This is a genomic window from Streptomyces sp. NPDC007971 (genome assembly GCF_042958635.1).
Lineage (GTDB): Bacteria > Actinomycetota > Actinomycetes > Streptomycetales > Streptomycetaceae > Streptomyces.
In genome coordinates this window covers 103383-123050 of sequence record NZ_JBIBJK010000027.1, presented here as the reverse complement: position 1 = coordinate 123050, position 19668 = coordinate 103383, and the positions used below count along the sequence as shown (strand labels likewise).

Here is a 19668-nt window from a genome sequence, read left to right as displayed (position 1 = left end):
GCATGACGTCCACCGGAACCGAAGGATTCGACTACGTCATCGTGGGCGCCGGCAGCGCCGGTTGCGTGCTCGCAGACCGCCTGAGCCGCGACGACCGCGTCCGCGTGCTGCTCCTCGAAGCGGGCGGCCCCGACACCGACGAACTCATCCACATCCCGGCCGCGCTCGGAATGCTCTTCGGATCGCCCGCCGACTGGAGCTACCGGACGGTCGAGCAGCCCGGGCCGGCCCGCACCTTCGCCTGGCCCCGGGGCAGAACACTGGGCGGCTCCTCCTCCACCAACGTCATGATCTACACCCGGGGCAACCGGCACGACTACGACGGCTGGCGTGACGAGCACGGTGCGAAAGGCTGGGGCTACGACGACGTACTGCCGTATTTCGTGAAGTCCGAGTCGAACCGCCGCCTCGGCGAGCCCTACCACGGTTCGGACGGACCCCTGTATGTCGAGGACCGCGTCTACACCCACGAACTCTCACGGTCCTGGCTGGACGCCGCCGTGGAATGGGGACTGGACCACAACGACGACTTCGCGGGTGCGTCCCCTGCCGGCGCCGGCCTGTACCAGGTGACCTGCCATCACGGGCGACGGTGGTCCGCGGCCGACGCCTATCTGCGCCCGGCCCTTGGCCGGTCCAATCTCACCGTACGCACCGGCGCCACGGCAACGAAGATCACACTCGACGGATCACGCGCGGCCGGCGTCACCTATCTCCGGGACGGACAGGAACGGTCGGTCCACGCCGACAGGGAGATCCTGCTGTGCGGCGGATCGATCAACTCGCCCCAGCTGTTGCTCCTGTCGGGCATAGGCGATCCCGAAGAGCTGCACGATGTGGGGATCGACGTGCGCGTCCCCCTGCCGGGGGTCGGGCGGAACCTGCAAGACCATCTGATGGCTCCCGTCGTGTGGGAGACCCGGGACTCCACCGACATCGTCCGGGACCTGCTCACCCCGGACAACCTCGAACGGTGGCGCGCCCACGGCGACGGGCCCTTCGCCTCCAACTACGGCGAGGTCGGCGCGTTCCTCAACGTCACGGACGGCACCAGCCGGCCTGACGTCCAGCTGGTGGGAGGGGCCACGGCGCTCATTCTCAGTGGTGAGGAAGTACCTGACCGGCCGGTGTTCACGATGAACTGCTTCCCCTTGAAGCCGCAGACCCGCGGCACCGTGCGTCTCGCGTCGGCTGATCCGCAGGCCCCACCGCTGATCGATCCCCGGTACTTCGATGTCCCCGCGGATGTGTCGGTCATGGTCGCCGGACTCAGAGCGGTCATGGGCATCGCCCGCTGCACACCGTTCGCCGCATACCTGGCGCGGTCGTACCTGCCGGCCAGTGACGGCCTGGCCTGTCCGGACGGCATGGACGGCATGGACGACGCGGCTCTCGAAGAGCACGTCCGCAGGTGGAGTGCCACGTCGTATCACCCCGTGGGCACCTGTGCCATGGGAACCGGAGACGACGCCGTCGTCAATCCGGACCTGGAGGTCTACGGAGTCGAGCGGCTCCGTGTCGTCGACGCCTCGGTCATGCCGACTGTCATCAGCGGAAACACCAATGCACCCACGATCATGATCGCCGAAAAGACCGCCGAGCTGATCGGGGAGCGGCCTCGCTGAACTCGACGTTGCTGAGGCCGTACAAGGCTGCCGCGTTGGCGGAGGCACGGCATCCTCTACTACCCGGGCATCGAGGTGCTGCCGCCCTTCGTGCTGTACGGCACCGACCGGATGACCGGTGAGAACTACCCGGACGTCGCCAAGGCCTGGGAGCAGCGCCTGCTCACCCTGGAGACGACCAACCCGATCGCCTTCCGGCGCCAGAACTTCGGCGACTACGAGATCTCCTCGCGGCACCTGAAGGAGGGACTGGAGCCCTCGGGCCGCACGGTCATCGGGCTGCACGTGCGCGGCTGACCGCGGGCGATGAACAGGACGAGTCGGGGGTGCCAACCCCAGGAGCAGCCCGAGAGCCGTGTCGGCGGCGTTGCCAACGCTGAGCTACTGGACGACCAACAATCACGCAGCGTGAACCGGCACCGAACTCGTGCCAGAGCCCGTTCTCGAGGACGGAGCCGCTTGGCTCTGCTCAAAAGAATGAGCAACGCCTCGACAGCGATTCGGGTGGCAGTCGAGCGGTTTCGATTGGCGCGGGTGTTCACCCATGTCGACGGCACTGGGTGGCGTGCGCGAGTGCGTCAGGCGGGCAGGGCGGCGAGCCAGTCGGAAAGGAGTCGGTTGACCTCGGCGGGGCGTTCTTGCTGGATCCAGTGGCCGCAGCCGTCGAGGAGGTGGGAGGAGACCAGACCCGGCAGCGTGACCGGGTACGCCTTGATCGCATCGGCCATCCAGGTCGTGGAGGCGTCCAGGCTGCCGCCGATGAACAAGGACGGCTGGGTGATGGGGGCACCGTCGAAGGCGGCGAGGTCCTCCCAGTCGCGGTCCATGTTCCGGTAACGGCTGAGCGCCCCGCCGAGGCCGGTGCGTTCGAACTCCTCGGCGTAGACGTCCAGGACGCTCTCGCCGAGCCAGGCGGGCAGCCGGCCGATGGGGAACCGGTCACGCATCGTCCCGCCCCTGCTGACGAAGTGCGGATCGGCCGTGCCCGGCGCGGGCATGGTGTCGGCGGACAGGGCTGCGTAGAAGCCTGCCAGCCAGCCACGTACATCGGGTTCGATCTCGGCCTCGGCGCGGCCCGGCTCCTGGAAGTACGAAACGTAGAACTCCTCATCCTGGCCCATCCGGGCGAAGACGTCGCTGGGGCGGGGCCCGCTGCGCGGGGTGTAGGGAACGCTCAGCAGTCCCACGGCACGGAAGACCTCCGGCCTGAGCAGCGCGGACTTCGCGGCGATGGTCGCGCCCCAGTCGTGGCCGATGACCACCGCCGACTCCTCCCCCAGGGCGTGCACCACCGCGACGTTGTCCTCCACGAGGTCGAGCATCCGGTACGCATCCGTCGCGGCCGGCTTGGAGGAGCGCCCGTAGCCGCGGACATCGATGGCGACCGCGCGGTACCCTGCCGCCGCGAGTACCGGCAGCTGGTGGCGCCAGGAGTACCAGGATTCCGGGAAGCCGTGCACGAGCAGCACCAGCGGCCCGGTTCCCTGCTCCGCGAGGTGAATCCGGCCTCCCGGCGACGAGACCAACCGGTGTGTGATCTCCGCGACGTGTTCCGACATGCTTCTCCTTCAGGATGGTTGGTCTGCCGTGTGCCAGGACGGCTCCCTTTCGCCGTGCTGCGGCTCAACACCGATCATGCGGAAGACCCTGCTCCGAAGACGAGTTCGTTTGCCGATTCAGCAACCCGGCTCTACGGCGTCGCACCGACACGGTCATTGGCCGCCGCAATGCCTCCCGTTCTCCTGAACATCAAGATGGGGCAGCAACTGGCTGCCTCCCTGCCGCATGAACGAAAGACGTGATGTCCCCCTGGTGCCGCACGAGCGTTCAAGCCCCGGGCTCCGCAAAGTGCCCGCTGGACGAGTCGCCTCAACCAGCGAAGGAACCGCGGCAATGACCGAGAACGCCTCGACGGGACGGAAAGGGTCCGCCTGGCCGTCTACCACGGATTCGCGGGTACCGGCCGGGCTCCGAGCGTGCCGGCACTCGCCGCACTCACCGGACTCGCTCCCGACCAGGTACGCCAGGAACTGCTCACCCTTCACTCGCGCCACGTCCTGGTCCTGGACCCGCAGGACCAGGACCAGGACGTCATGGCCCACCCCTTTGCGTCCGTGCCGCTCGGCTTCTCCGTCATGGGGACGCAGACCCTGTGGTGGGGCGGCTGTGCCCGGGACTCGTTCGCCATGCCCCACCTGCTCCGCGACGAGCCCGACGTCCTGGTCGCCACCCGCTGCCCGGCCTGCGACGCCCCGCACGCCTGGGTGGTCGGCCGGGAGGCACCTCCGATGGGCGACCAGGTGGCCCATCTCCTCACGCCCATGCACCGCGCCTGGGACGACGTCGTGCACACCTGCGCCAACCAGCGCCTGTTCTGTGCCACCGGCTGCGTCGACGCCTGGCTGCGCAGGACGGGCCAGGAGCGCGGCTACGTCATGGACCTAACCACCCTGTGGCGCTTCGCCCGTGACTGGTACTCCGGACGCCTGGAGCCGGGCTACACCCGCCGCGACCCCGCCGCCGCCAGCGCCTACTTCGCGGAGGTCGGCCTGCACGGATCCTTCTGGGGCGTGCCCGACTGAGACCGGATGCCCTCCGTCCGGTGCTCAGCGCGGCCCCGTGCCCGGCCAGGCCCGCGGGTACGGCACACGCAGCGTCTCGGCCGCCACGGGAGTGTGGTCCGCGGCGGCATGGAGGCGGCCGTCGCGCAGGAGGACGGCACCGCTGCGGAGCATGTTCGTGACCAGCTCGTGGGCGAGAGCCTCGGGCGTGAGGTCCAGCAGCCGGGCGGCGTCGGTCAGCCAGGCACGGGCGTGCAGGTACGGCTCGATCGCGTCGGCCGGGATGCCGTCCCGGATCATCAGGGCGAACGCGAAGATCCGGCGGGCGCCGTACCAGACGGCTCCGGCCGGGTCGTCGACAAGCCGCTTGGCGCGGCGCAGCGCGGCGGCGAAGGCCGCGGCAGGTTCGGCGGGGACCGGGCCGTGGGAGGGCAGGATCACCCGCGGGGCGAGGTCGGCCATCCGCTGGAGGGAGGCCAGCGCGGTGGCGGCCGTGCCGGGCCCGTCGAGGGTGAGGTTCACCCAGCCGACGTCGTAGTCCGACAGGGCGTCCCCGACCACCAGGATTCGCTCCTGCGGCTCCCACAGGGCCAGGTGGCCGGGCGTGTGGCCGGGACTACGGACGACCTCCCAGTCGGAATCTCCGAGGCGGAGCATCTGCCCGTCGTCGAGCGGGAGGTCGACCGTGTACGGGGCCACGGGCTGATCGAGGTACTCGGCCGCACAGCAGCCTGGGTCACGACGTGAGATGGCTTCCGCTTCGGGGGTTCCGGCCGCGATGCCGGCACCGCCTGCCTGGAGCAGGGCGTTGGCGCCAACGTGGTCGGAGTGCCAGTGGGTGTTCACGACCAGGTCGACGGCCCCGGCGTGCGCGCGGGCCCAGGCGGCCGTCTCCTCGGCATGGCCGACGAACCCGCTGTCGACCAGGGCGGGTTGCCGCCCGTGCAGGAGCAGCGTGTTGGCATCGGGGAAGGGCCGTTGCCACCACGTCATCCAGGACGGCAGTGACGGTTGCGGGTTCACTCGGCGGACCTGCTCACACGCATGAGTATCTGCTGGCCGTTGGCGACGCGCCTGCGCTCGCCGTCGCCTTGGACGCCGTACGCCTCCACCTGGCAGACGGTCGGGGTGCGTCCGGACCTCAGGACGGCCCCGACCGCCTCGATGTGCTCGCCGACGGCGGGCACAAGGAGGTTGATCCTGTACTCGGCGGTGAGCACCTCGGAGTCCTCCGGGAACAGCGCGAGCGCCGCGCAGCCGCCGGCACTGCCCGCGATCACGCTGGTCGCGCCGGCGTGGACGTAGCCGCGCTGCTGGGACACCTCTGGACAGACCGGAGGCGCGATGTGCACGCGGCCTGGGCCGACGTGTGCGAGGCGCGCGCCGAGGCGGGCCATGAGGCCCTGGCGGTGGAAGTTGTCCCGAACACGCTTCTGGACCGCGGGGCTCGCCTGTTCCTGCTGCGTCCGGTCTGCCACGTGTCTGTTCTCCTTCGAGTCCGTGTCGTGTGGAGCGGGGCGGGTTCCTCAGCCTGGCAGGCGTTCCACCAGCAGGTACCCGCCGATGGCGAGCATCATGGCACCGCTGATGCGGGTGACGACCCGGGCGGCCGAGGGCCGGGTGTTCAGGACCGCAGGAGGCAGAACACCGACACGAGGTGGACGACGACGCACGCGGTCAGGTGCAGCACGCTGAGCAGCCCGGCCTGTGCGGCGACCGGCCGGCTGCCGACGGTGCCGAAGGGAGCGTTCTTCGGCGAGGTGGAGAAGGTCCCGCTGGGTGGGGTGGTGCGCGAGGAGCGGCGCAAGGCCGTCGTGTACGAGGGCAGGCGGGTGGAGCGTTCCGTACGAGCTCTGTATGCCGGCGGCGCCGCGGGACGCGTTGCGGCGGCGGGGGATCCGGCGCCGGGCGCGAACCGAATGGTGTAACCCGCAGGGCGGTCTGCCACCGACCTTCGGGGACAATCGCGATGTGCGCCGCCTCGCGGCCCGCCGGCCTCAGGCATCGGCATCGGCATCGGCATCGGCATCGACTTATCCCCCGAGAACGGCTCCGACGAGGTGCCGACGGCGGGCGGCCGGGCCAGGTCCTTGCTCGGTTCATGTGCAGACGCGGAGTTGGTGTAGCCGTACGAGACCGGGTGATGGTCGCTGTCGACGCACATTCCTCACTGCCCGCTGGAGTTACGCGTGAAGGTCACGTATCGGCCATAGGCGCATCCACGACCGGTGAATCGGCCGGCTGAATCCGCTGTCAGCCACTTGCCTGCTTCGTGCAGGGTTTCGGGGCCCACGATCCGTCACAACCGGCTCCGAACTGGATTTGCCAACCCATCGCGGGCAGGCAGGTGTTCGGGCGGAAACGGCATTTTGTCGTCGAGAGGTCCCCGAATCCGTCGGCTCACAGGGTTCGCTTGCCACATCGCGGCTGCGTCGCTGTGTTCGTGCGACGGCTGAGAGATCGGTCCTTCGTCGTTCCAGTGGTCCTGCAAGGTGTCACTTCCGGAGATGTAACCGCTACGTGTGCTCACTGACGCAGGGGCAGACGATAGTGAGACCACCGGAGAGTGCAACGCTGGCCGCCAAGACAGCGGCCTCGTACGCATTGACATGGCGCCTCCCCCTCTGGTCGCGAGTCAGCCCCCCTTGCTGGGCCCGAGAAACCCGGGATCCTTGCGCTGCCGGTGTGCCCCATCCGGCTCCTGCCTCCGCCAACCGGACCCCGGCCGTCAGTGATGACTCGCATGGCCAGTCGCAGCCGACCGTCGCCTATCCCCTGGGCCACGATCAGCCCCTTGACCAATTGACCTGCCTCCCTCCCAAGTCGCCCATTTCGAGACTTGATCCCGCTGTGTCCGCGCTCCTTGGACACACCCGGGCAGCTGTACTCGATGCCATTGCCGAGCATCCTGGTTGCAACACCAAAGAGCTTGCGGCTTTCACCGGCATCGCCCCGGCGAGCGCCAGTGAACACGCCACGACCCTGCGTGAGGCCGGGCTGATCGCCACCGTAAGGTACCGGAACGCCGCACTCCACAGCGCAACAGCGCTTGGCATCGCTCTCCTGAACATCCCCAATGGCTCCTCGGAGAGTCCAGGATGACCCGCCCGTCACCGTGCGACGGCTGCGCCTCCTCGACCTTGCCGCGGGCGCACCGACCAGTGCCACGAGGACCTGGTACTGGTTCTGCGCGACGCGAGCGACCTGCACCAGGGAGATCCTGCCTGCTCCCCGAAGAGTGACTCCCATCGTGCCGCTCTGGCACGAATGCGCAGGGTAATACCACGGCACACCAGTAGAAAGGAGCAAGGAGTGGCCGCGCCACTGAGCTGACTCGGGCGCAGCGCATACTCATCGGCATGGCCATGTCGGGCGCGTTGATCATCGTCGGCATCGGCTTCGCCGGTTTCTACGCGGCCGTCCGTGAGCCGGCCTTGAGGTCGGCCATGTATCTGGAACTGTCCACCAGAGCCCACCGGTAGCAAGGCTGAATCCCTTACGCGTGGCAGCCGTTGACGGTCGCCGCGAGGCCGTCCACGGCGTCCTTGACGGCGTCCGGGCCGGCGGTGGCACCGTTCTCGACGAAGGAGAACACCTTCCACTTGCCGTCCTTGCCACGCGTCAGACCGCTCAGCGCGATGGCACCGGTGAGAGTGCCGGTCTTCGCGTACACCTTGCCCACCGCGCACTTTGAGTTGGCATCGTCGAAGCGGCCGTACTCCGGACCGAGCGTGCTCCCCGCCTCTCCGGAGACGGGCAGGCCGTCGAGGACAGAACCCAGGGTGTGCGCATAGCGGGGCTGCGTCAGCAGTTCGAGGATCTGCGCGAGGGCGGCGGCCGGGATACGGTCGGCCCGGGACAGGCCGCTGCCGTCGTAGAGCTCGACGTTCTTGAGCGAAACGCCATACACCCGGCTCAGCACCTGGCGCACGACCTGGGTACCGCCCTCGAAGGTGGCCGGACGACCGGCACCCAGCGCCGTCATCCGCAGCACGGTCTCGGCGATGTTGTTGTCGCTGTGCTTGAGCATCGTGCGAACGATGTCCGACAGCGGCGCCGACTTGTGCCGTGCCACCAGAACGTCCGTCGGGCGTGCGGTGGCGCGGGTGACGCCGTCGGTGACCGTGACGCCGCCCGCGGCGAGTTGCCCCGCGAAGACCTTCCCGGCGTCGATGGAGGTGTCCTGGACGCCGTGGCCGTCGACGACCAGCGCGCGGACCGGGGCGACGGTGTCCGGGTAGTAGCCGTCGTCCCAGCCCTTGGCCAGGGACGGCTGCGGGAACAGGCTGTCATCGATGGTGACCTTCACACTGGTCCGGCCCGCGGCCCTGAGTCCGGCGACTGCGGCCTTCGCCAGCTCCGCCAGGTCAGCAGTGGTCAGGGTGCGGTCGCCGCCCCCGACGAGTGTCAGGGTGCCGTGACCGTAGACGACCTTCGTGGTGAACCGGTGCTGCGGGCCGAGCACGGTCAGGGCGGCGGTCGACGTGGCGAGTTTGGCGTTGGACGCCGGCATCAGCGCGGTGGCAGCGTGGTGGCCCCAGACCGCGGTGTCCGAGTCTGCATTGAGGACCACGCCGCTCACGTTCGAGCCCAGCCGCTGATCCAGCACCCGGGTCTTCAGGCTCTTGGCCATCTGCTGGTCGCCGGCATCCAGGCCGTGGGTCCCGGCCGTCGCGCCGGCACCCTTCTGGGCGGCGAAGGCGGACGGTCCCGCCAGGGCTGCGGACGCCACCGGCATGGCCACGGCGAGGACGACAGCCCGGCGCAGGCCGGTTCCCGTGCCGTTCTGCCGGGGCTTGCGGTGCCGACGCCGACCCCCCGGAAGGAAGGTGTCCGCGGCGGTCGTGGCAGTCATTTCGGTCATCTTGCCCAAAGCTTTCAGGAGTAGGGTCATGGGGGTCGTGGGTGAAGGAGAGCCAGACACGCCGCACCAGCCATCCCACCTGGACCCGGCCGGAGAGCGGCATGCCTGCCCGCGCGGGCATTGGCCCAGCTCTGTGGCCGGTCACCGGCCGGGCACGATCCAGGCTGTGACGCCTGAGCCAGGCACGATGCAGGCGCGGACGCCAGAACGGGCAGACACTCAGCCGGCCAGGCAGTCAAATAGTCAGGCGGACAGACGGACAGAGTCAGGCGGTCAGGCGGTCAGGCGGTCAGGCGGTCAGGAACCGGCTGAACTAGCGGGTCGGTGGGGAACTTGTTGAGCAGGCCCGGTACTTCGCATGCATCCGTCCCGTGAACGACGGCAATTCCCATGCGCGGTAGCGGCCCTTCCGGCGCACTACAGGCGCTGGACGCCCCGCATGCCCGGCCCGCCTGCATGGAAGCCCGGCATGCCTGCGTGGAACTCCGGCGCTCCCCGGCCCGGTCTTCGCACCAGCCCCGAACCGGCACGGCCGGTGTGCCACGCCCGCGGTCCGCCGTCAGCGGTCGCCGGCGACCGGCATGCGTTCGTAGCAGACAGAGTCCGGGTCCGCGCTCTCGGCCTGCCGACCCTTGATCTCCACCCGCGCACCGGGCCGGATGGCGTCGTACACTCGCTTCCCGTCCCGGGGCGAGAGAGCGATGGCGCCGGGGCCGGCGTCCTGACCGATGCTCTTGAGACCGGCGGAAGGCTCCAGCGCGTTCATCAGCAGCCGTTGGCGGCCCTTCTGGTCGGTGAAGGTGACCGCCCACCGCCTCACGTCCACGTACTTGGTCAGCTTGCTGTACTGGTTGGGGGGCATGGTCAGGGACGGGTACTTGGCGGTCACTGTGACCGCCCGCTCTCCGATCGGGCAGTTCTTCTGCAGCCCGCTGATGGAAAACCTCCTGCCGCCGATGGTCAATGTGTAGGCGTCCAGATCGACCGTCACCCGCTGGACGGGTACCGGCGACGACTCGGGGGCGGGAGTGCGCGACAACGACGCCGCAGGGGGTACGGCCGTCCCGGTGGCGGAGCTCAGGGCGCCGGAGGTGACGGCGGTCAGGGCTGCCGCGGCCAGCGCGGTGGCACAGAGCGCCACGCGCCGGCCGCGGCGCCGGCGCTTCGCCCGGCTCCTCGCCTGCGCCCCCGTCGCCGGGGCCGCGCCCTGCGCGGCCAGGCCACGCAGCCGTGCGGACAACTCCGTCTCGGTCAGGGGACGCGGTGGTAGCTGGTCAGACACAGGCTTCCTCCGTGGAGTGGTTTTCCTCGCTCACCAGGTGAGCGGCAAGTGCCGAACGGCCGCGTGACAGACGTGCCTTGACGGTGCCGACGGCCGCACCGGTCTCGGCGGCTATCTGCTCCACGCTCCGATCGCACAGGTGATGCAGCACGATCGCGGTCCGCTGGACCTCCGGCAGCCGCCGCAGAGCAGCGACGAGCGCCACATGGTCCGGACCCGGTCCGGGCACCGCCGGCGGCACGGGCTCGCCCCGCACCAGCTCCCACCAGCGACGCGCCCGACGCCAGCGGCTCATCGCCAGACGGTGCGCCACCGTACGGATCCACGCTTCCGGATCCCGGTCACCGTTCAGCACGGACGAACGCCGCTCCCAGGCGCGTGCGAACGCCTCCTGGACCACATCCTGGGCTTCGGCGTAGTCGCCCGTCAGGGCATACAGCTGACCCACCAGACGCGGGCAGGCAGCGGTGTAGAAGAGGTCGAACTCGTCCTCGGTCACCTTGTCGTGCTCTCTTCTCACGGCGCGGGGCACGTGCGGTGCAGGGGCCGGTGCGATGGGGGTCATGCGGTCGCAGGGACGCCGGCACCGCTGTGCGCGAGCCACTGCTTCCAGGTCGAATTCCAGTCACGGTAACTGTTGCCGGCAGCGACGATGTCCTTGCCCACCTCGTCATGGTTGCCGCCCCTGCCCTTGGCAGAGGCCGCGGTCAAGGCCCCGGCATCCGGCCCGTCGGCAACCGACCTGATGCCATAACCCGCAACCGCCGACCAGCCGACGACCGAGAGCAGCGCCACGCAGGCCATCACAACAACGCCGAAACGGCCGACGGGCCAACCGGCCGAACGGTCCACGTACATGTAATCCCCCGGGTGAGGTGCAGTATCGCCTCTCATACGCACGGGCCCGCGGAGAGGTTGCATCGCACCACAACCTTTTCTTTCCACCAGGCAGCCAGATGCAGGAGGCACACAACGTGCCCACACACCGCCCCGCCGGTATGGCCCACACCCACACCCACGCCCACCCCCATGCCCACCGCCGATGAACACCGACGCAGACGTGATGCAGGAAGGGCCCCGCGAACAGGCACGGGATCCACGCCCAGCGGTCGCGGCCCCAGCAGGCCGGCGAACTCCCCCAGCCGGCCACAACGGGGGTCGGCGGGCGTCCGCCGGGCGCGTGGCCGACGCTGCCGCGGCGGCCGTAGCGCCGTGGCCGTCCGTGGCCCGCCGACGGGTCGCGGCCTGCTGCGCCGCCGGGCCGCACGGACGGACGCCCTCAAGCCGCTCCACCTGCAGGGCGACGGTACCGCCAGGTCGTCCTGCGGGATGTCCACGCACCATGCGCTGGGTCCGCGAGCACGCCGGCCGTCCCACCGACGAGGTCGGCCCGCTGGTCGACGGCATCTCCGTCACCGACGATACGTCGCTCGTCGTAGGCGAGGTGGTACGGCAGGCGGGGGTCGAGAGCGCCCGGATCCTCGGTGTCATCCACCTCAAGGACGTCGTCGAGCACGGGATGCGCGAGCGGTTCGACGAACTGCGCCGGATGGGCATCAGGCGGTCGTGATCACAGGTGACAACCCGCTGACCGTAAGGGCGATCGCAGAGGGTGCGGGCGTCGACGACTTCCTCGTCGAGGCCACTCCCGAGGACAAGATGGCCCTCATCAAGCGCGAGCAGACCGGCGGGAAGCGGGTCGCGATGACCGGCGACGGTACGAACGACGCCCCGGCTCTCGTGCAGGCGGACGTCGGCGTGGCGATGAACACCGGCACATCGGCCGCCAAGGAGACGGCAACATGCCTCGCGCGCCGACGACGGCGGCACTACGGAGGTGGGCGCCTCGTGCGGCCGGAGCCGCACGAGGCTGCACGGGTGGTTCAGTTGAGTCGTGCCTCAGCGGAAAACGGCGATGTTGCGGGCGACCCAGCCGGTGAAGGGGCGCGGGGCGCGGCCGAGGACTCGTTCCACGTCCGGGCTGATCCGCAGTTCGGCCGGGTTCGGGGCGGAGATGATGTCGAGGGTGTCGTCGGCGAGTTCCACCGGCACGAACTGGGTCATCGTGGTCCTGGCCTCGTCGCGGGTGAGTTCCTGGAACCGTACAGGCGAGCCGAGCGTGGCGGCGATCGCCTCCGCCTGCTGACGCGGCGTGATGACCTCCGGCCCGGTCAGCTCGTACACCCCACCGGTGTGCCGGTCGTGCAGCAGGCAGGCCGCCGCGACCTCGGCGATGTCCGCCGGGTCGACGACCGGCACTCCCACGTCGCCGAAGGGCGCGGCGACCGTCCCTTGCGTGCGGACGGACTCCGCCCAGGCCAAGGCGTTGGAGGCGAAGCCGCCCGGCCGCAGGACGGCCCAGTCCAGGCCGGACTCCCGCAACGCGTCCTCCACCGCGCGCATCGCGACCCGCGACGGGCCGAGCGGCCTGGTCGCCACGCCCTGCGAAGACAGCAGGACGACCCGGCGGACCCCACTGGCCGCGGCCAGGCCGATGATGTCGGTCGGCCTGGCTTCGGGGGCGTGCAGGTCGCCGGACAGCAGGAGGAACAGCGCCTTCGCCTTGTCGAACGCCGGCGTGAGACTTGTCGGCTCGGCCAGGTCGGCCGCAACATGCCGGACTCCGTCCGGCATCGCCACCGCGTGCCGCGACACCGACGTCACCTGCTCGCCCGCCGCGGCCAGAGCCTGCGTCAAAGGTCGGCCCACATTCCCGGTAGCCCCGGTCACCACGATCATGTTCAGCTCCTAGTCCGTTGTGCACTGCGGCAATTGACGCTAGGAGGTGGGCTGACTTTTCGTAAGAACATACCCAGAGGTAAGCTCCGAACATGGGGGAAGGTGCGCAGCTGACGCAGGCCGAGACGGGCAATCGGTATGAGGTGTTTCACACCGACTGCCCCGCGCGGGACATGGTCGACCACGTGACCAGCAGGTGGGGTATCTGGGTACTGATCTCCTTGCGGAGCCACGACCTCCGGTTCTACGAACTACGCGACAGCATCCAGGGCATCAGCGAGAAGATGCTCGCTCAGACCCTGCGCGCGCTGGTCCAGGACGGCCTGATCTGGCGGGAGGTAGAGCCGACGACGCCGCCCCAGGTCACCTACGGACTCTCCGAGTTCGGCCAGGACGTCAGCGAGCCGCTGACAGACTTGTTCGACCGGATCACACAGCGGCTACCGCCGCGCAACCCGGGATAGTGCGGTAGTGGTCGACCCGGAAGGCGAATCCAGCGTGACCTGATGACCTACGTTGATGCGTCGGCAGTAGCCGGCGAACCGTCGGGGATCTGCTCGGGTCTTGTGCCGTACGTGGCGAACCGGTCACGCCGACCGACGGTCCGCCCGGCGAACTGCCGCAGAAGGTTCCTGCACGCCGGGGTGCACGAGGTCGACGAAGACCGGCCGACGAGTTGCGAGGCCCAGCCGCCGAATCGGCGGAGGAACTCCCGGTTCGCCTGCCGAAGGGCGAGGTACCGGTCCAGGCTGGCCGTCGTCAGGTCCGGCTGGTGGAACAGGGGGTGTGTCTGCGCCGGTCCGGAGGGCTCCGCCCGGAGACAGCGCGCGCCTGGACATTGTGTCCCCCTCACTGCCACGGCTTCTCGGCGTGTCAGCGAAGCAGTAGTGGGCCCAGGGACTTTGCGAGTCTCCGGCCGCACGACGGCATCTGCCCTCTCCCCGGCGAGCAACGCCGACAATCCCCATAGCCGGCAGGACCTCCGGGGGCGGCGGTGACGGTCCGAGGGCGCACTATTCGGCGTTCCGGCCTGCGGAGCGCGTGTTGCCGTGGACGCCCGTGGTGAACTGCGTAATTTCACGGATGCGGAGCCTCGGGCCGCGCAGCGTACCGTGCGCATGAAACCTGTGCGCCACGCGCGCCCAGCGTGCCCGCCCGGAAACCTCCGGCGGGTTACTTTCGACCTCACGGGGATTCACATGCGTATACGTGCCATCTCTGCAGCCCTTCCCGGCGCCCTCGCCCTGTCCGCGCTCTGCCTTCCGGCAGCCGCCCAGGCGGCGGAGCGTCCGGGCACAGCGGCGAAGCTCGGCTCCTTCGCCGACCACGATGTCCACCCCACCACCTCGCTGGGCAACATCAGTTTCTCCAAGGCTGTCATCAACGGCGGCAAGGACATCGTTCTGGGCACCACCACCAAGCAGTCCGTCACCGTGACGTACACGGCCACCAGTTCGAGCGGGGTCGCCCTCACCGAAGCCTTCCTCTGGCAGGGCACGGACAGTTCGAGCACAGACACCATCACCGGATCCCTGGGCACCGACGACGACCCCACCTGCACCGAGTCGACGACCCGGACCGGCGTCTACGCCTGCAAGGCCGTCTTCCACATCAACGCCGCGTCCGACCTGAAGAACAACGGTGTCGCAGGGACCTGGAAGCTGTTCCTCGGCGGGTACGACCTCTACGCCAACGCCAGCTACAACGACGACGTTGCCACCACACGGATCAAGAAGGCATCCCAGTTGACCGCCGACGCCACCCCGGAACCGGTGACGAAGGGCAAGACCATCACGGTCACCGGAAGCCTGAAGCGTGCCAACTGGAACGACGGCACGTACGCCGGCTACGCAGGGCAGGGGGTGCTGCTCCAGTACCGCAAGAAGGGAAGCAACACCTACACCACCCTCAAGAAGGTCACGAGCAGCACCAGCGGCGCCCTCAAGACCACCACCACCGCCACCGCCGACGGGTACTACCGCTTCTCCTTCGCCACCAACACCACCACCGCCGCCTCGGCGGCGGCCGGTGACTACGTAGACGTCAGGTAGCGGCGGACTGCGTCGCCCGTGCATCAGCCTGCCGCGCAGGCTCACGGGCGACGCACCGTGTCGCAGTCCTGTTCATCGCGGGGAACGGGGCAACTGGGGGCAAGCGGCTGTGGTTCATTGCTTCGCAGGACGCACGCGGTATCCCCGAACTGCTCGTGATCGTTCCTGCTGTGTGCAAGATCCGTTTGAGAGGGCCCCTGAGACGGGGGGTGGCATCGGTACCGGAGGGCCTGATCGGGGACGAGGTGTGCCTGGAAGACGTACGCTCTCTTGTCATTCCGGGGCCGTGTCGGACGATTCCTCCCTGCCGCCCGTGCCGTGCGTGCCACGCCTGCCCGGTGGCCGCGACGGGCCTCGCCGTGATGGATCTAGAGTGTCGCCATGGGGAGCAGACGCAGGGTCCGTCGCCTGGTGGTGGGTGGCGTGGAGTACGGCTGGTGTTTCGGGCACCGGCACGATCGCGTGCGAGGCTACCCCGGGTGCAGCAGCAAGGTGACGCTGCGGCGCCCCGGAAGCCGAGCCCGCCTGCGTCTGGTGTTCCGGTCGGCATCCGACCGGGTGATCGCGGACAGCTACTTCGACGAGGGCGCGGTGGTGCGCATGCCGGACCGGGAGTATCTGAACCTCTACGAGCCCGGCACCGTGCGGGTGTTGCTGGACGAGGCTCTCGTCCGAGGGCTGTTTCCCGCGGCGGGATCGGTCGAGGTGGACGGCTGGCCCCTGTTCGACGCCGCACGACCGCAGGTCCCGCCGGACAAACCCTGGCGCCCTGAGCCGGAGATTCCCTGACCGTTCTGGATGTCAGCTTCGCTCGACCGCTGTAGTCGCCTGCCGACTTGGACCACCGGCTGACTGCAACGGAGTGATGTCCACCGACAGTTGAGATTGAGCCCCATGGACCGCCTTCTGCATCTCGATCGCACGCTCGATGAGCTGGACCTACCCTGCTGGACGCCGCCTCCCCCCGACGCGACCCGCTTGGTCCGCAAGGTGCATGAGTTGCGGCGCGTTCCGCTGGGCGAACTGGGTCCGGCTGATCTGCGCACCCTCATCTCGCAGCAGGTGGCGCTGCCGTACGTCCTTCCACTCGCAGTGCGCTTGCTGCTCAAGGAGCCGCTGCTTGACGCGTACTTCTACGAGGGCGACCTGCTGCTCGCCGCCGTAAATGCCCCCGCCTCGGCCTGGGCCCTGCTGCCGGGCCTCGGCGCTCGGCTATGCACCGTGATCACGACCCTGCCGGCCGCAGCAGTCGCCGACCTGCCCCGTGGCGCAGCCGAGGAACTCGCCCTCTTCGCCGCACGACCCGAACCACCTCGCTCTGGCTCTGTTCACTGATTTCGGTTACAGCGGTTGCCGACGAGTTCGGGCAGCGGTCAGCGATCACTGGAGCGATGGGTGTTCGCGGGTTTTCACGGCGCTTCACATCAGTGATCCTCACCTGTGGTCCGTGCGGTGCAGTCGTGTCCGTCGCCTGGCAAGCCCAGGACGTTCAGCACGGATTCTTCGCCCTCGGGAATCTCGAAAGTGAAGTTCGCTCCTGTCGGGATCGCCACGAGCGAGCATTGGTTGCCGAAGGTCAACGGAGGATACGGCGCCCAGGAACAGCCGGCCTCGTCCAGGGCTGAAACGACGTTCGCGTGCTTGAGATCCGCCGGGAAAGTGTCCGTCCCTCCGGCAACCGAGGGTGGGAGTTCGATGACGTCACGCCAGGTCTGGACACAGATGAGGGATATCTTGCGGCAACAGCAGACACTGAGCTCAAGATCTCCGTAGGCGAAGAGCCGCGGCCACTTTCTGTTCCGGCTCATCGTTCCGATGTCCCATGGCTCGCCGAGAGCTGTCGTCACGTTGCTCCAGCTGGCTCCGCTGAACACAGGGCCCAAGCGGCCCGTTTTCGCCATGGTGGTCAGGACATCGAGAATCTCCACGAAGCGGAGACTGACACGTGCCCTGACCAGCAGTCCAGCGGTTTCCGGGGCGTCAGCCCGCTGCAGTGGGCCGGCTCGGGCGCCTGCGAGACGCCAGGAGTCGGTGCCGGTCTCGATCTGGCACCGACAGCCGCATGGTCAGGCACCGGGCGGGCCGCGCCCAGCGGTCCGCCCTTGCACCACCGAGCCGTGCGGCAGAGCACCGGCGCACTGTACCCGCGCCGCGCGGCCGTCACGGGCCCGTTCCCCGCCCGGCCGCGCCCTCACCAGCCGCTGGACGAACAGGGCCCGGCCTGTCGGCTGACCCCCATTGTGCTGATCACGGGTTCAGGCCGGCTCGTTCAGGAGCGCCGCAATGCGCTCGGCTGTCTTCTGACCTGCACGCTGCTTGATCAGCCCCTCTTTCGCGATCGCTCGCACATGCAGGGTGGTGGTCCGCTCGCCGCTGCGAGTCACCTCGACAGTGACCACCACCGGATTCATTTCGAGGGCTCCGCCTCCGGTGAGCACCCGCAGCGTCACTCGGCCCATCCCTGCTTCCACCAGTTCCGGGTTCGCGCCGCGCGGCAGCTCTGTGAGTACAGCGCGGACCCGTTCAAGGGCGTGCTCGAAACCCAGCGGCAGTTCGCGGTCGAATTCGCCGATGTCGTTCTTGAGGAACGGGGAGGCGAGCTTCCCGCCGGGGTTGATACGGCTGAGGGCTTCCGCCAAGAGTTTGTCCTCCGACTGCGTCATCCGGCGCCCCCTTCTTTGCCTGCACGGTCGAAACGGCTGTGCCAAGAGTGCGCTATGGCACGGGTGTTGTCGACCGTCGTCCACGAAGTGGGGTGAGGGAATGTGCGGCCAGGCCCAGGACTGGCCGGCCTAGCTGAACCTCAACCCGAGACAGCGTTCCTCCCCCGTCTTGGCTTTGGAGAAGAATGTGATCGCTCTCAGCGATACCCGGAACGCCACGTCCGGGGTGCAGCGGCTCGCGCAATCGGTGAGCGCCGCACGCACCCCGGCCTCCAGGAACCGTGTGCCGTCGGTCTCGGCGACGACTGCGTCGAGGCAGGCCCTGCCGTCATCGGCGTCAGCTCCCGTGAGTGGGCGCACGTCCGCGTTCGCCGACAGCCGGGCGTCACACAGGCCGACGACCGTACGCGTCCACTCGGCGCCTCCTCCCAGAGGCTGCAGGCCCGGTATGTACTGCGCGCCGGCGTACCACAGCGCCTCCAGTGCGGAAGAGGGAAGGTTGCCGAGCATGCGTGCGTCACGTGTACCGCCAGGACCTCCTCGCCGACCACTGCCGCAAGCTGTTTGGCGACGACGTCGGCAGGGTTGTCCCCGTCGTGGGTCCAGTCCTGAAGCAAGAATCCCATCACCCACGACACGCCGAAATCGAAGTCCGTGAAACGTGGCGTCGCGCTACCTCCTCACTTCGGTCAGCACGTCTGCACAGAGAAACCGTCCGGGCGCCCCTTGGCCCGCAAGAGTGTTCACGGCCTGCATGCATGTCCAGCAGCGGCCGCACGTCTTCGTCGCTGAGCCTTGTCAGATACCGAACGTGACCTCGGTGCTCTTCGCCGCGGGCGCGGCCTGCGCGGACGTCACACTGGGCCACCGCCAGGTCACCACCTCCGCAATGCCCCGGTGAACGTCGGCGGAGAAGGTCATTGTCCTACAGCCGGAGCCGGACGCCGGTAGCTGCGTCACCTTCTCCAGGCGGCACCTGTCGCTTGCTCCGGGCGGCCCCTGTCGCTGACGTCGATCAGCCGGACCGTCGCGCCCCTTCGGTGGACCGCGGGGGCGGACGTCCCGCCGCCTCGCGCGGTTTCCGCAAGCCGGCCGCGAACCGCGTCAGCGGACCGATGTCCGGGTCATGCCGGCGTGCGGCACCTGGCATGGACGTCCTGTCCGCGGCCGCCGCGGCACGTGGCCGTTGTCCGGCTGTTGATGTCCGGTGTCCACGTCCCGGCGCCGGACAACCCTCGCCAGCTAGACATGGGCCAGCGCAACCGCGCCATGGCTAGAGGGAGAGAAGCATGAGAGCTGCGAAACGACTGGTTCTGCTTCTGGCGACCACCGCATGTGCGGTCGGCAGCAGCTTCACGGGTTCACCGGCGGTCGCCGCGGCACCGCTACTCACGCCTGATCCGACCTCCTGTGGAGGGCTCATGTCCGCTGCACGCCGCACGCCCAGGCTCCTCACCGCGACGGCCGTCGCAGTTCTCCTCTCCGTCGCCGGGATCGGCGTCGCCGCCCCCGCGAGCGCGACGACCGTCACCGCATCGAGGACCATTTCCGTGCGGTCCGCCGGGTTCTACGCCGGCGGGGTCTGGGACATCTACCAGAGCAACGCCTTCCTGACGGTCAACCTGACGCAGGACGGCAGCGGAAACCTCTACGGCTCCGCCGTCCAGGGCGACATCGTCGGCACCCTCCTGAACGGCGCCGTGAACGGCCAGGACATCTACTTCACCATCAGGTGGTCGAACGGGGCCGTGGGCCGCTACACCGGGGTTCGGGGCACGGACGGGCGTCTGTCCGGGACCACGTTCGACCTGAACAACCCGTCCAGCCAGGCGACGTGGGTCACCGCGCGCACATTCTGACCGAACCGCACAAGACCCCCACGG

At 69.0% G+C, this 19668-nt stretch carries 21 protein-coding genes and 2 pseudogenes; 11 read left to right on the top strand and 12 right to left on the bottom strand.

What is annotated here, in order from left to right; all coding sequences use genetic code 11:
• Positions 1-2: 2 nt before the first annotated feature.
• Both ACFZCP_RS40055 and ACFZCP_RS40050 read left to right on the top strand, forming a co-directional pair.
• Positions 3-1625, top strand: coding sequence for a GMC family oxidoreductase N-terminal domain-containing protein (locus tag ACFZCP_RS40055; RefSeq protein WP_391439870.1), 1623 nt, complete (start codon positions 3-5; stop codon positions 1623-1625).
• Between the two features lie 42 nt (positions 1626-1667).
• Positions 1668-1922, top strand: a pseudogene (locus ACFZCP_RS40050) (flavodoxin family protein); the annotation flags it as partial.
• A gap of 281 nt (positions 1923-2203) precedes the next feature.
• Here ACFZCP_RS40050 and ACFZCP_RS40045 read toward each other — a convergent pair.
• On the bottom strand, positions 2204-3184 hold the full coding sequence (locus tag ACFZCP_RS40045; protein WP_391439865.1) for an alpha/beta fold hydrolase: 981 nt from the start codon (positions 3182-3184) through the stop codon (positions 2204-2206).
• A 417-nt stretch (positions 3185-3601) separates the two neighbouring features.
• Here ACFZCP_RS40045 and merB point away from each other — a divergent pair, with 417 nt between their 5' ends.
• Entirely contained in the window at positions 3602-4207 is a 606-nt protein-coding gene (gene merB / locus ACFZCP_RS40040) for an organomercurial lyase (RefSeq protein WP_391439860.1), read from the top strand.
• Between the two features lie 24 nt (positions 4208-4231).
• On the opposite strand, the gene ACFZCP_RS40035 is transcribed toward merB, so the two are convergent.
• From ACFZCP_RS40035 to ACFZCP_RS40025, 3 genes are all read right to left on the bottom strand, one after another.
• Positions 4232-5179, bottom strand: coding sequence for an MBL fold metallo-hydrolase (locus ACFZCP_RS40035; protein WP_391439854.1), 948 nt, complete (start codon positions 5177-5179; stop codon positions 4232-4234).
• 26 nt (positions 5180-5205) lie between these two features.
• Positions 5206-5664, bottom strand: a complete 459-nt coding sequence (locus ACFZCP_RS40030) for a hotdog fold thioesterase (RefSeq protein WP_391439848.1) — start codon at positions 5662-5664, stop codon at positions 5206-5208.
• Between the two features lie 146 nt (positions 5665-5810).
• Positions 5811-5993, bottom strand: coding sequence for a hypothetical protein (locus ACFZCP_RS40025; RefSeq protein WP_391439844.1), 183 nt, complete (start codon positions 5991-5993; stop codon positions 5811-5813).
• 713 nt (positions 5994-6706) lie between these two features.
• Here ACFZCP_RS40025 and ACFZCP_RS40020 point away from each other — a divergent pair.
• Together ACFZCP_RS40020 and ACFZCP_RS40015 are read left to right on the top strand one after the other, a co-directional pair.
• A complete protein-coding gene (locus tag ACFZCP_RS40020) occupies positions 6707-7288 on the top strand; it encodes a MarR family transcriptional regulator (protein WP_391439842.1) in 582 nt (193 codons plus the stop codon).
• 257 nt (positions 7289-7545) lie between these two features.
• Complete coding sequence (locus tag ACFZCP_RS40015; protein ID WP_391439837.1) at positions 7546-7668, top strand: hypothetical protein; 123 nt, start codon at positions 7546-7548, stop codon at positions 7666-7668.
• 14 nt (positions 7669-7682) lie between these two features.
• Here the strand turns inward: ACFZCP_RS40015 and dacB are convergent, their stop codons facing one another.
• From dacB to ACFZCP_RS39995, 4 genes are all read right to left on the bottom strand, one after another.
• The gene (gene dacB / locus ACFZCP_RS40010) at positions 7683-9050 is read right to left on the bottom strand and encodes a D-alanyl-D-alanine carboxypeptidase/D-alanyl-D-alanine-endopeptidase (protein ID WP_391439835.1); all 1368 of its coding nucleotides are present in this window, start codon (positions 9048-9050) and stop codon (positions 7683-7685) included.
• Between the two features lie 559 nt (positions 9051-9609).
• Complete coding sequence (locus tag ACFZCP_RS40005) at positions 9610-10332, bottom strand: hypothetical protein (RefSeq protein ID WP_391439827.1); 723 nt, start codon at positions 10330-10332, stop codon at positions 9610-9612.
• The gene (locus ACFZCP_RS40000) at positions 10325-10831 is read right to left on the bottom strand and encodes a SigE family RNA polymerase sigma factor (RefSeq protein ID WP_391439917.1); all 507 of its coding nucleotides are present in this window, start codon (positions 10829-10831) and stop codon (positions 10325-10327) included. The genes ACFZCP_RS40005 and ACFZCP_RS40000 overlap by 8 nt, the downstream gene beginning before the upstream one ends.
• 62 nt (positions 10832-10893) lie before the next feature.
• Positions 10894-11190, bottom strand: a complete 297-nt coding sequence (locus tag ACFZCP_RS39995) for a hypothetical protein (RefSeq protein ID WP_391439822.1) — start codon at positions 11188-11190, stop codon at positions 10894-10896.
• Between the two features lie 613 nt (positions 11191-11803).
• Here ACFZCP_RS39995 and ACFZCP_RS39990 point away from each other — a divergent pair.
• A pseudogene (locus tag ACFZCP_RS39990) lies at positions 11804-12126 on the top strand (HAD-IC family P-type ATPase); the annotation flags it as partial.
• Between the two features lie 105 nt (positions 12127-12231).
• On the opposite strand, the gene ACFZCP_RS39985 reads toward ACFZCP_RS39990, so the two are convergent.
• Complete coding sequence (locus tag ACFZCP_RS39985; protein WP_391439819.1) at positions 12232-13071, bottom strand: NAD(P)H-binding protein; 840 nt, start codon at positions 13069-13071, stop codon at positions 12232-12234.
• A gap of 92 nt (positions 13072-13163) precedes the next feature.
• Between ACFZCP_RS39985 and ACFZCP_RS39980 the strand changes: the two genes are divergently transcribed.
• From ACFZCP_RS39980 to ACFZCP_RS39965, 4 genes are all read left to right on the top strand, one after another.
• Entirely contained in the window at positions 13164-13535 is a 372-nt protein-coding gene (locus ACFZCP_RS39980; protein WP_391439815.1) for a winged helix-turn-helix transcriptional regulator, read from the top strand.
• 735 nt (positions 13536-14270) lie between these two features.
• Positions 14271-15122 carry a hypothetical protein gene (locus ACFZCP_RS39975; protein WP_391439809.1) on the top strand — a complete coding sequence of 284 codons (852 nt, stop codon included), beginning with the start codon at positions 14271-14273 and terminating at the stop codon, positions 15120-15122.
• A gap of 381 nt (positions 15123-15503) precedes the next feature.
• Positions 15504-15911 carry a hypothetical protein gene (locus ACFZCP_RS39970; protein WP_391439804.1) on the top strand — a complete coding sequence of 136 codons (408 nt, stop codon included), beginning with the start codon at positions 15504-15506 and terminating at the stop codon, positions 15909-15911.
• Positions 15912-16016: 105 nt separating this feature from the next.
• Positions 16017-16457, top strand: coding sequence for a contact-dependent growth inhibition system immunity protein (locus tag ACFZCP_RS39965; protein WP_391439801.1), 441 nt, complete (start codon positions 16017-16019; stop codon positions 16455-16457).
• An 89-nt stretch (positions 16458-16546) separates the two neighbouring features.
• On the opposite strand, the gene ACFZCP_RS39960 is transcribed toward ACFZCP_RS39965, so the two are convergent.
• The 3 genes from ACFZCP_RS39960 to ACFZCP_RS39950 all read right to left on the bottom strand — a co-directional run bounded on the left by ACFZCP_RS39960 (position 16547) and on the right by ACFZCP_RS39950 (position 18295).
• Positions 16547-17050, bottom strand: a complete 504-nt coding sequence (locus ACFZCP_RS39960) for a hypothetical protein (RefSeq protein ID WP_391439798.1) — start codon at positions 17048-17050, stop codon at positions 16547-16549.
• A gap of 327 nt (positions 17051-17377) precedes the next feature.
• A complete protein-coding gene (locus tag ACFZCP_RS39955) occupies positions 17378-17785 on the bottom strand; it encodes a hypothetical protein (protein ID WP_391439795.1) in 408 nt (135 codons plus the stop codon).
• 129 nt (positions 17786-17914) lie between these two features.
• Complete coding sequence (locus ACFZCP_RS39950; protein WP_391439792.1) at positions 17915-18295, bottom strand: hypothetical protein; 381 nt, start codon at positions 18293-18295, stop codon at positions 17915-17917.
• A 911-nt stretch (positions 18296-19206) separates the two neighbouring features.
• On the opposite strand from ACFZCP_RS39950, the gene ACFZCP_RS39945 reads away from it, so the two are divergent.
• A complete protein-coding gene (locus ACFZCP_RS39945) occupies positions 19207-19644 on the top strand; it encodes a hypothetical protein (RefSeq protein ID WP_391439790.1) in 438 nt (145 codons plus the stop codon).
• Positions 19645-19668 lie beyond the last annotated feature (24 nt).

What these genes read in the sequence shown, in the direction of transcription:
- dacB (WP_391439835.1), bottom strand. Translation starts at nt 9,050, where the DNA reads ATGACCGAAATGACTGCCACGACCGCCGCGGACACCTTCCTTCCGGGG.
- ACFZCP_RS40045 (WP_391439865.1), bottom strand. Translation starts at nt 3,184, where the DNA reads ATGTCGGAACACGTCGCGGAGATCACACACCGGTTGGTCTCGTCGCCG.
- ACFZCP_RS39985 (WP_391439819.1), bottom strand. Translation starts at nt 13,071, where the DNA reads ATGATCGTGGTGACCGGGGCTACCGGGAATGTGGGCCGACCTTTGACG.
- ACFZCP_RS39995 (WP_391439822.1), bottom strand. Translation starts at nt 11,190, where the DNA reads ATGTACGTGGACCGTTCGGCCGGTTGGCCCGTCGGCCGTTTCGGCGTT.
- ACFZCP_RS39965 (WP_391439801.1), top strand. Translation starts at nt 16,017, where the DNA reads ATGGACCGCCTTCTGCATCTCGATCGCACGCTCGATGAGCTGGACCTA.
- ACFZCP_RS40035 (WP_391439854.1), bottom strand. Translation starts at nt 5,179, where the DNA reads ATGACGTGGTGGCAACGGCCCTTCCCCGATGCCAACACGCTGCTCCTG.
- ACFZCP_RS39950 (WP_391439792.1), bottom strand. Translation starts at nt 18,295, where the DNA reads ATGCTCGGCAACCTTCCCTCTTCCGCACTGGAGGCGCTGTGGTACGCC.
- ACFZCP_RS39970 (WP_391439804.1), top strand. Translation starts at nt 15,504, where the DNA reads ATGGGGAGCAGACGCAGGGTCCGTCGCCTGGTGGTGGGTGGCGTGGAG.
- ACFZCP_RS39945 (WP_391439790.1), top strand. Translation starts at nt 19,207, where the DNA reads ATGTCCGCTGCACGCCGCACGCCCAGGCTCCTCACCGCGACGGCCGTC.
- ACFZCP_RS39955 (WP_391439795.1), bottom strand. Translation starts at nt 17,785, where the DNA reads ATGACGCAGTCGGAGGACAAACTCTTGGCGGAAGCCCTCAGCCGTATC.
- ACFZCP_RS39975 (WP_391439809.1), top strand. Translation starts at nt 14,271, where the DNA reads ATGCGTATACGTGCCATCTCTGCAGCCCTTCCCGGCGCCCTCGCCCTG.
- ACFZCP_RS39980 (WP_391439815.1), top strand. Translation starts at nt 13,164, where the DNA reads ATGGGGGAAGGTGCGCAGCTGACGCAGGCCGAGACGGGCAATCGGTAT.
- ACFZCP_RS40055 (WP_391439870.1), top strand. Translation starts at nt 3, where the DNA reads ATGACGTCCACCGGAACCGAAGGATTCGACTACGTCATCGTGGGCGCC.
- ACFZCP_RS40015 (WP_391439837.1), top strand. Translation starts at nt 7,546, where the DNA reads ATGGCCATGTCGGGCGCGTTGATCATCGTCGGCATCGGCTTCGCCGGT.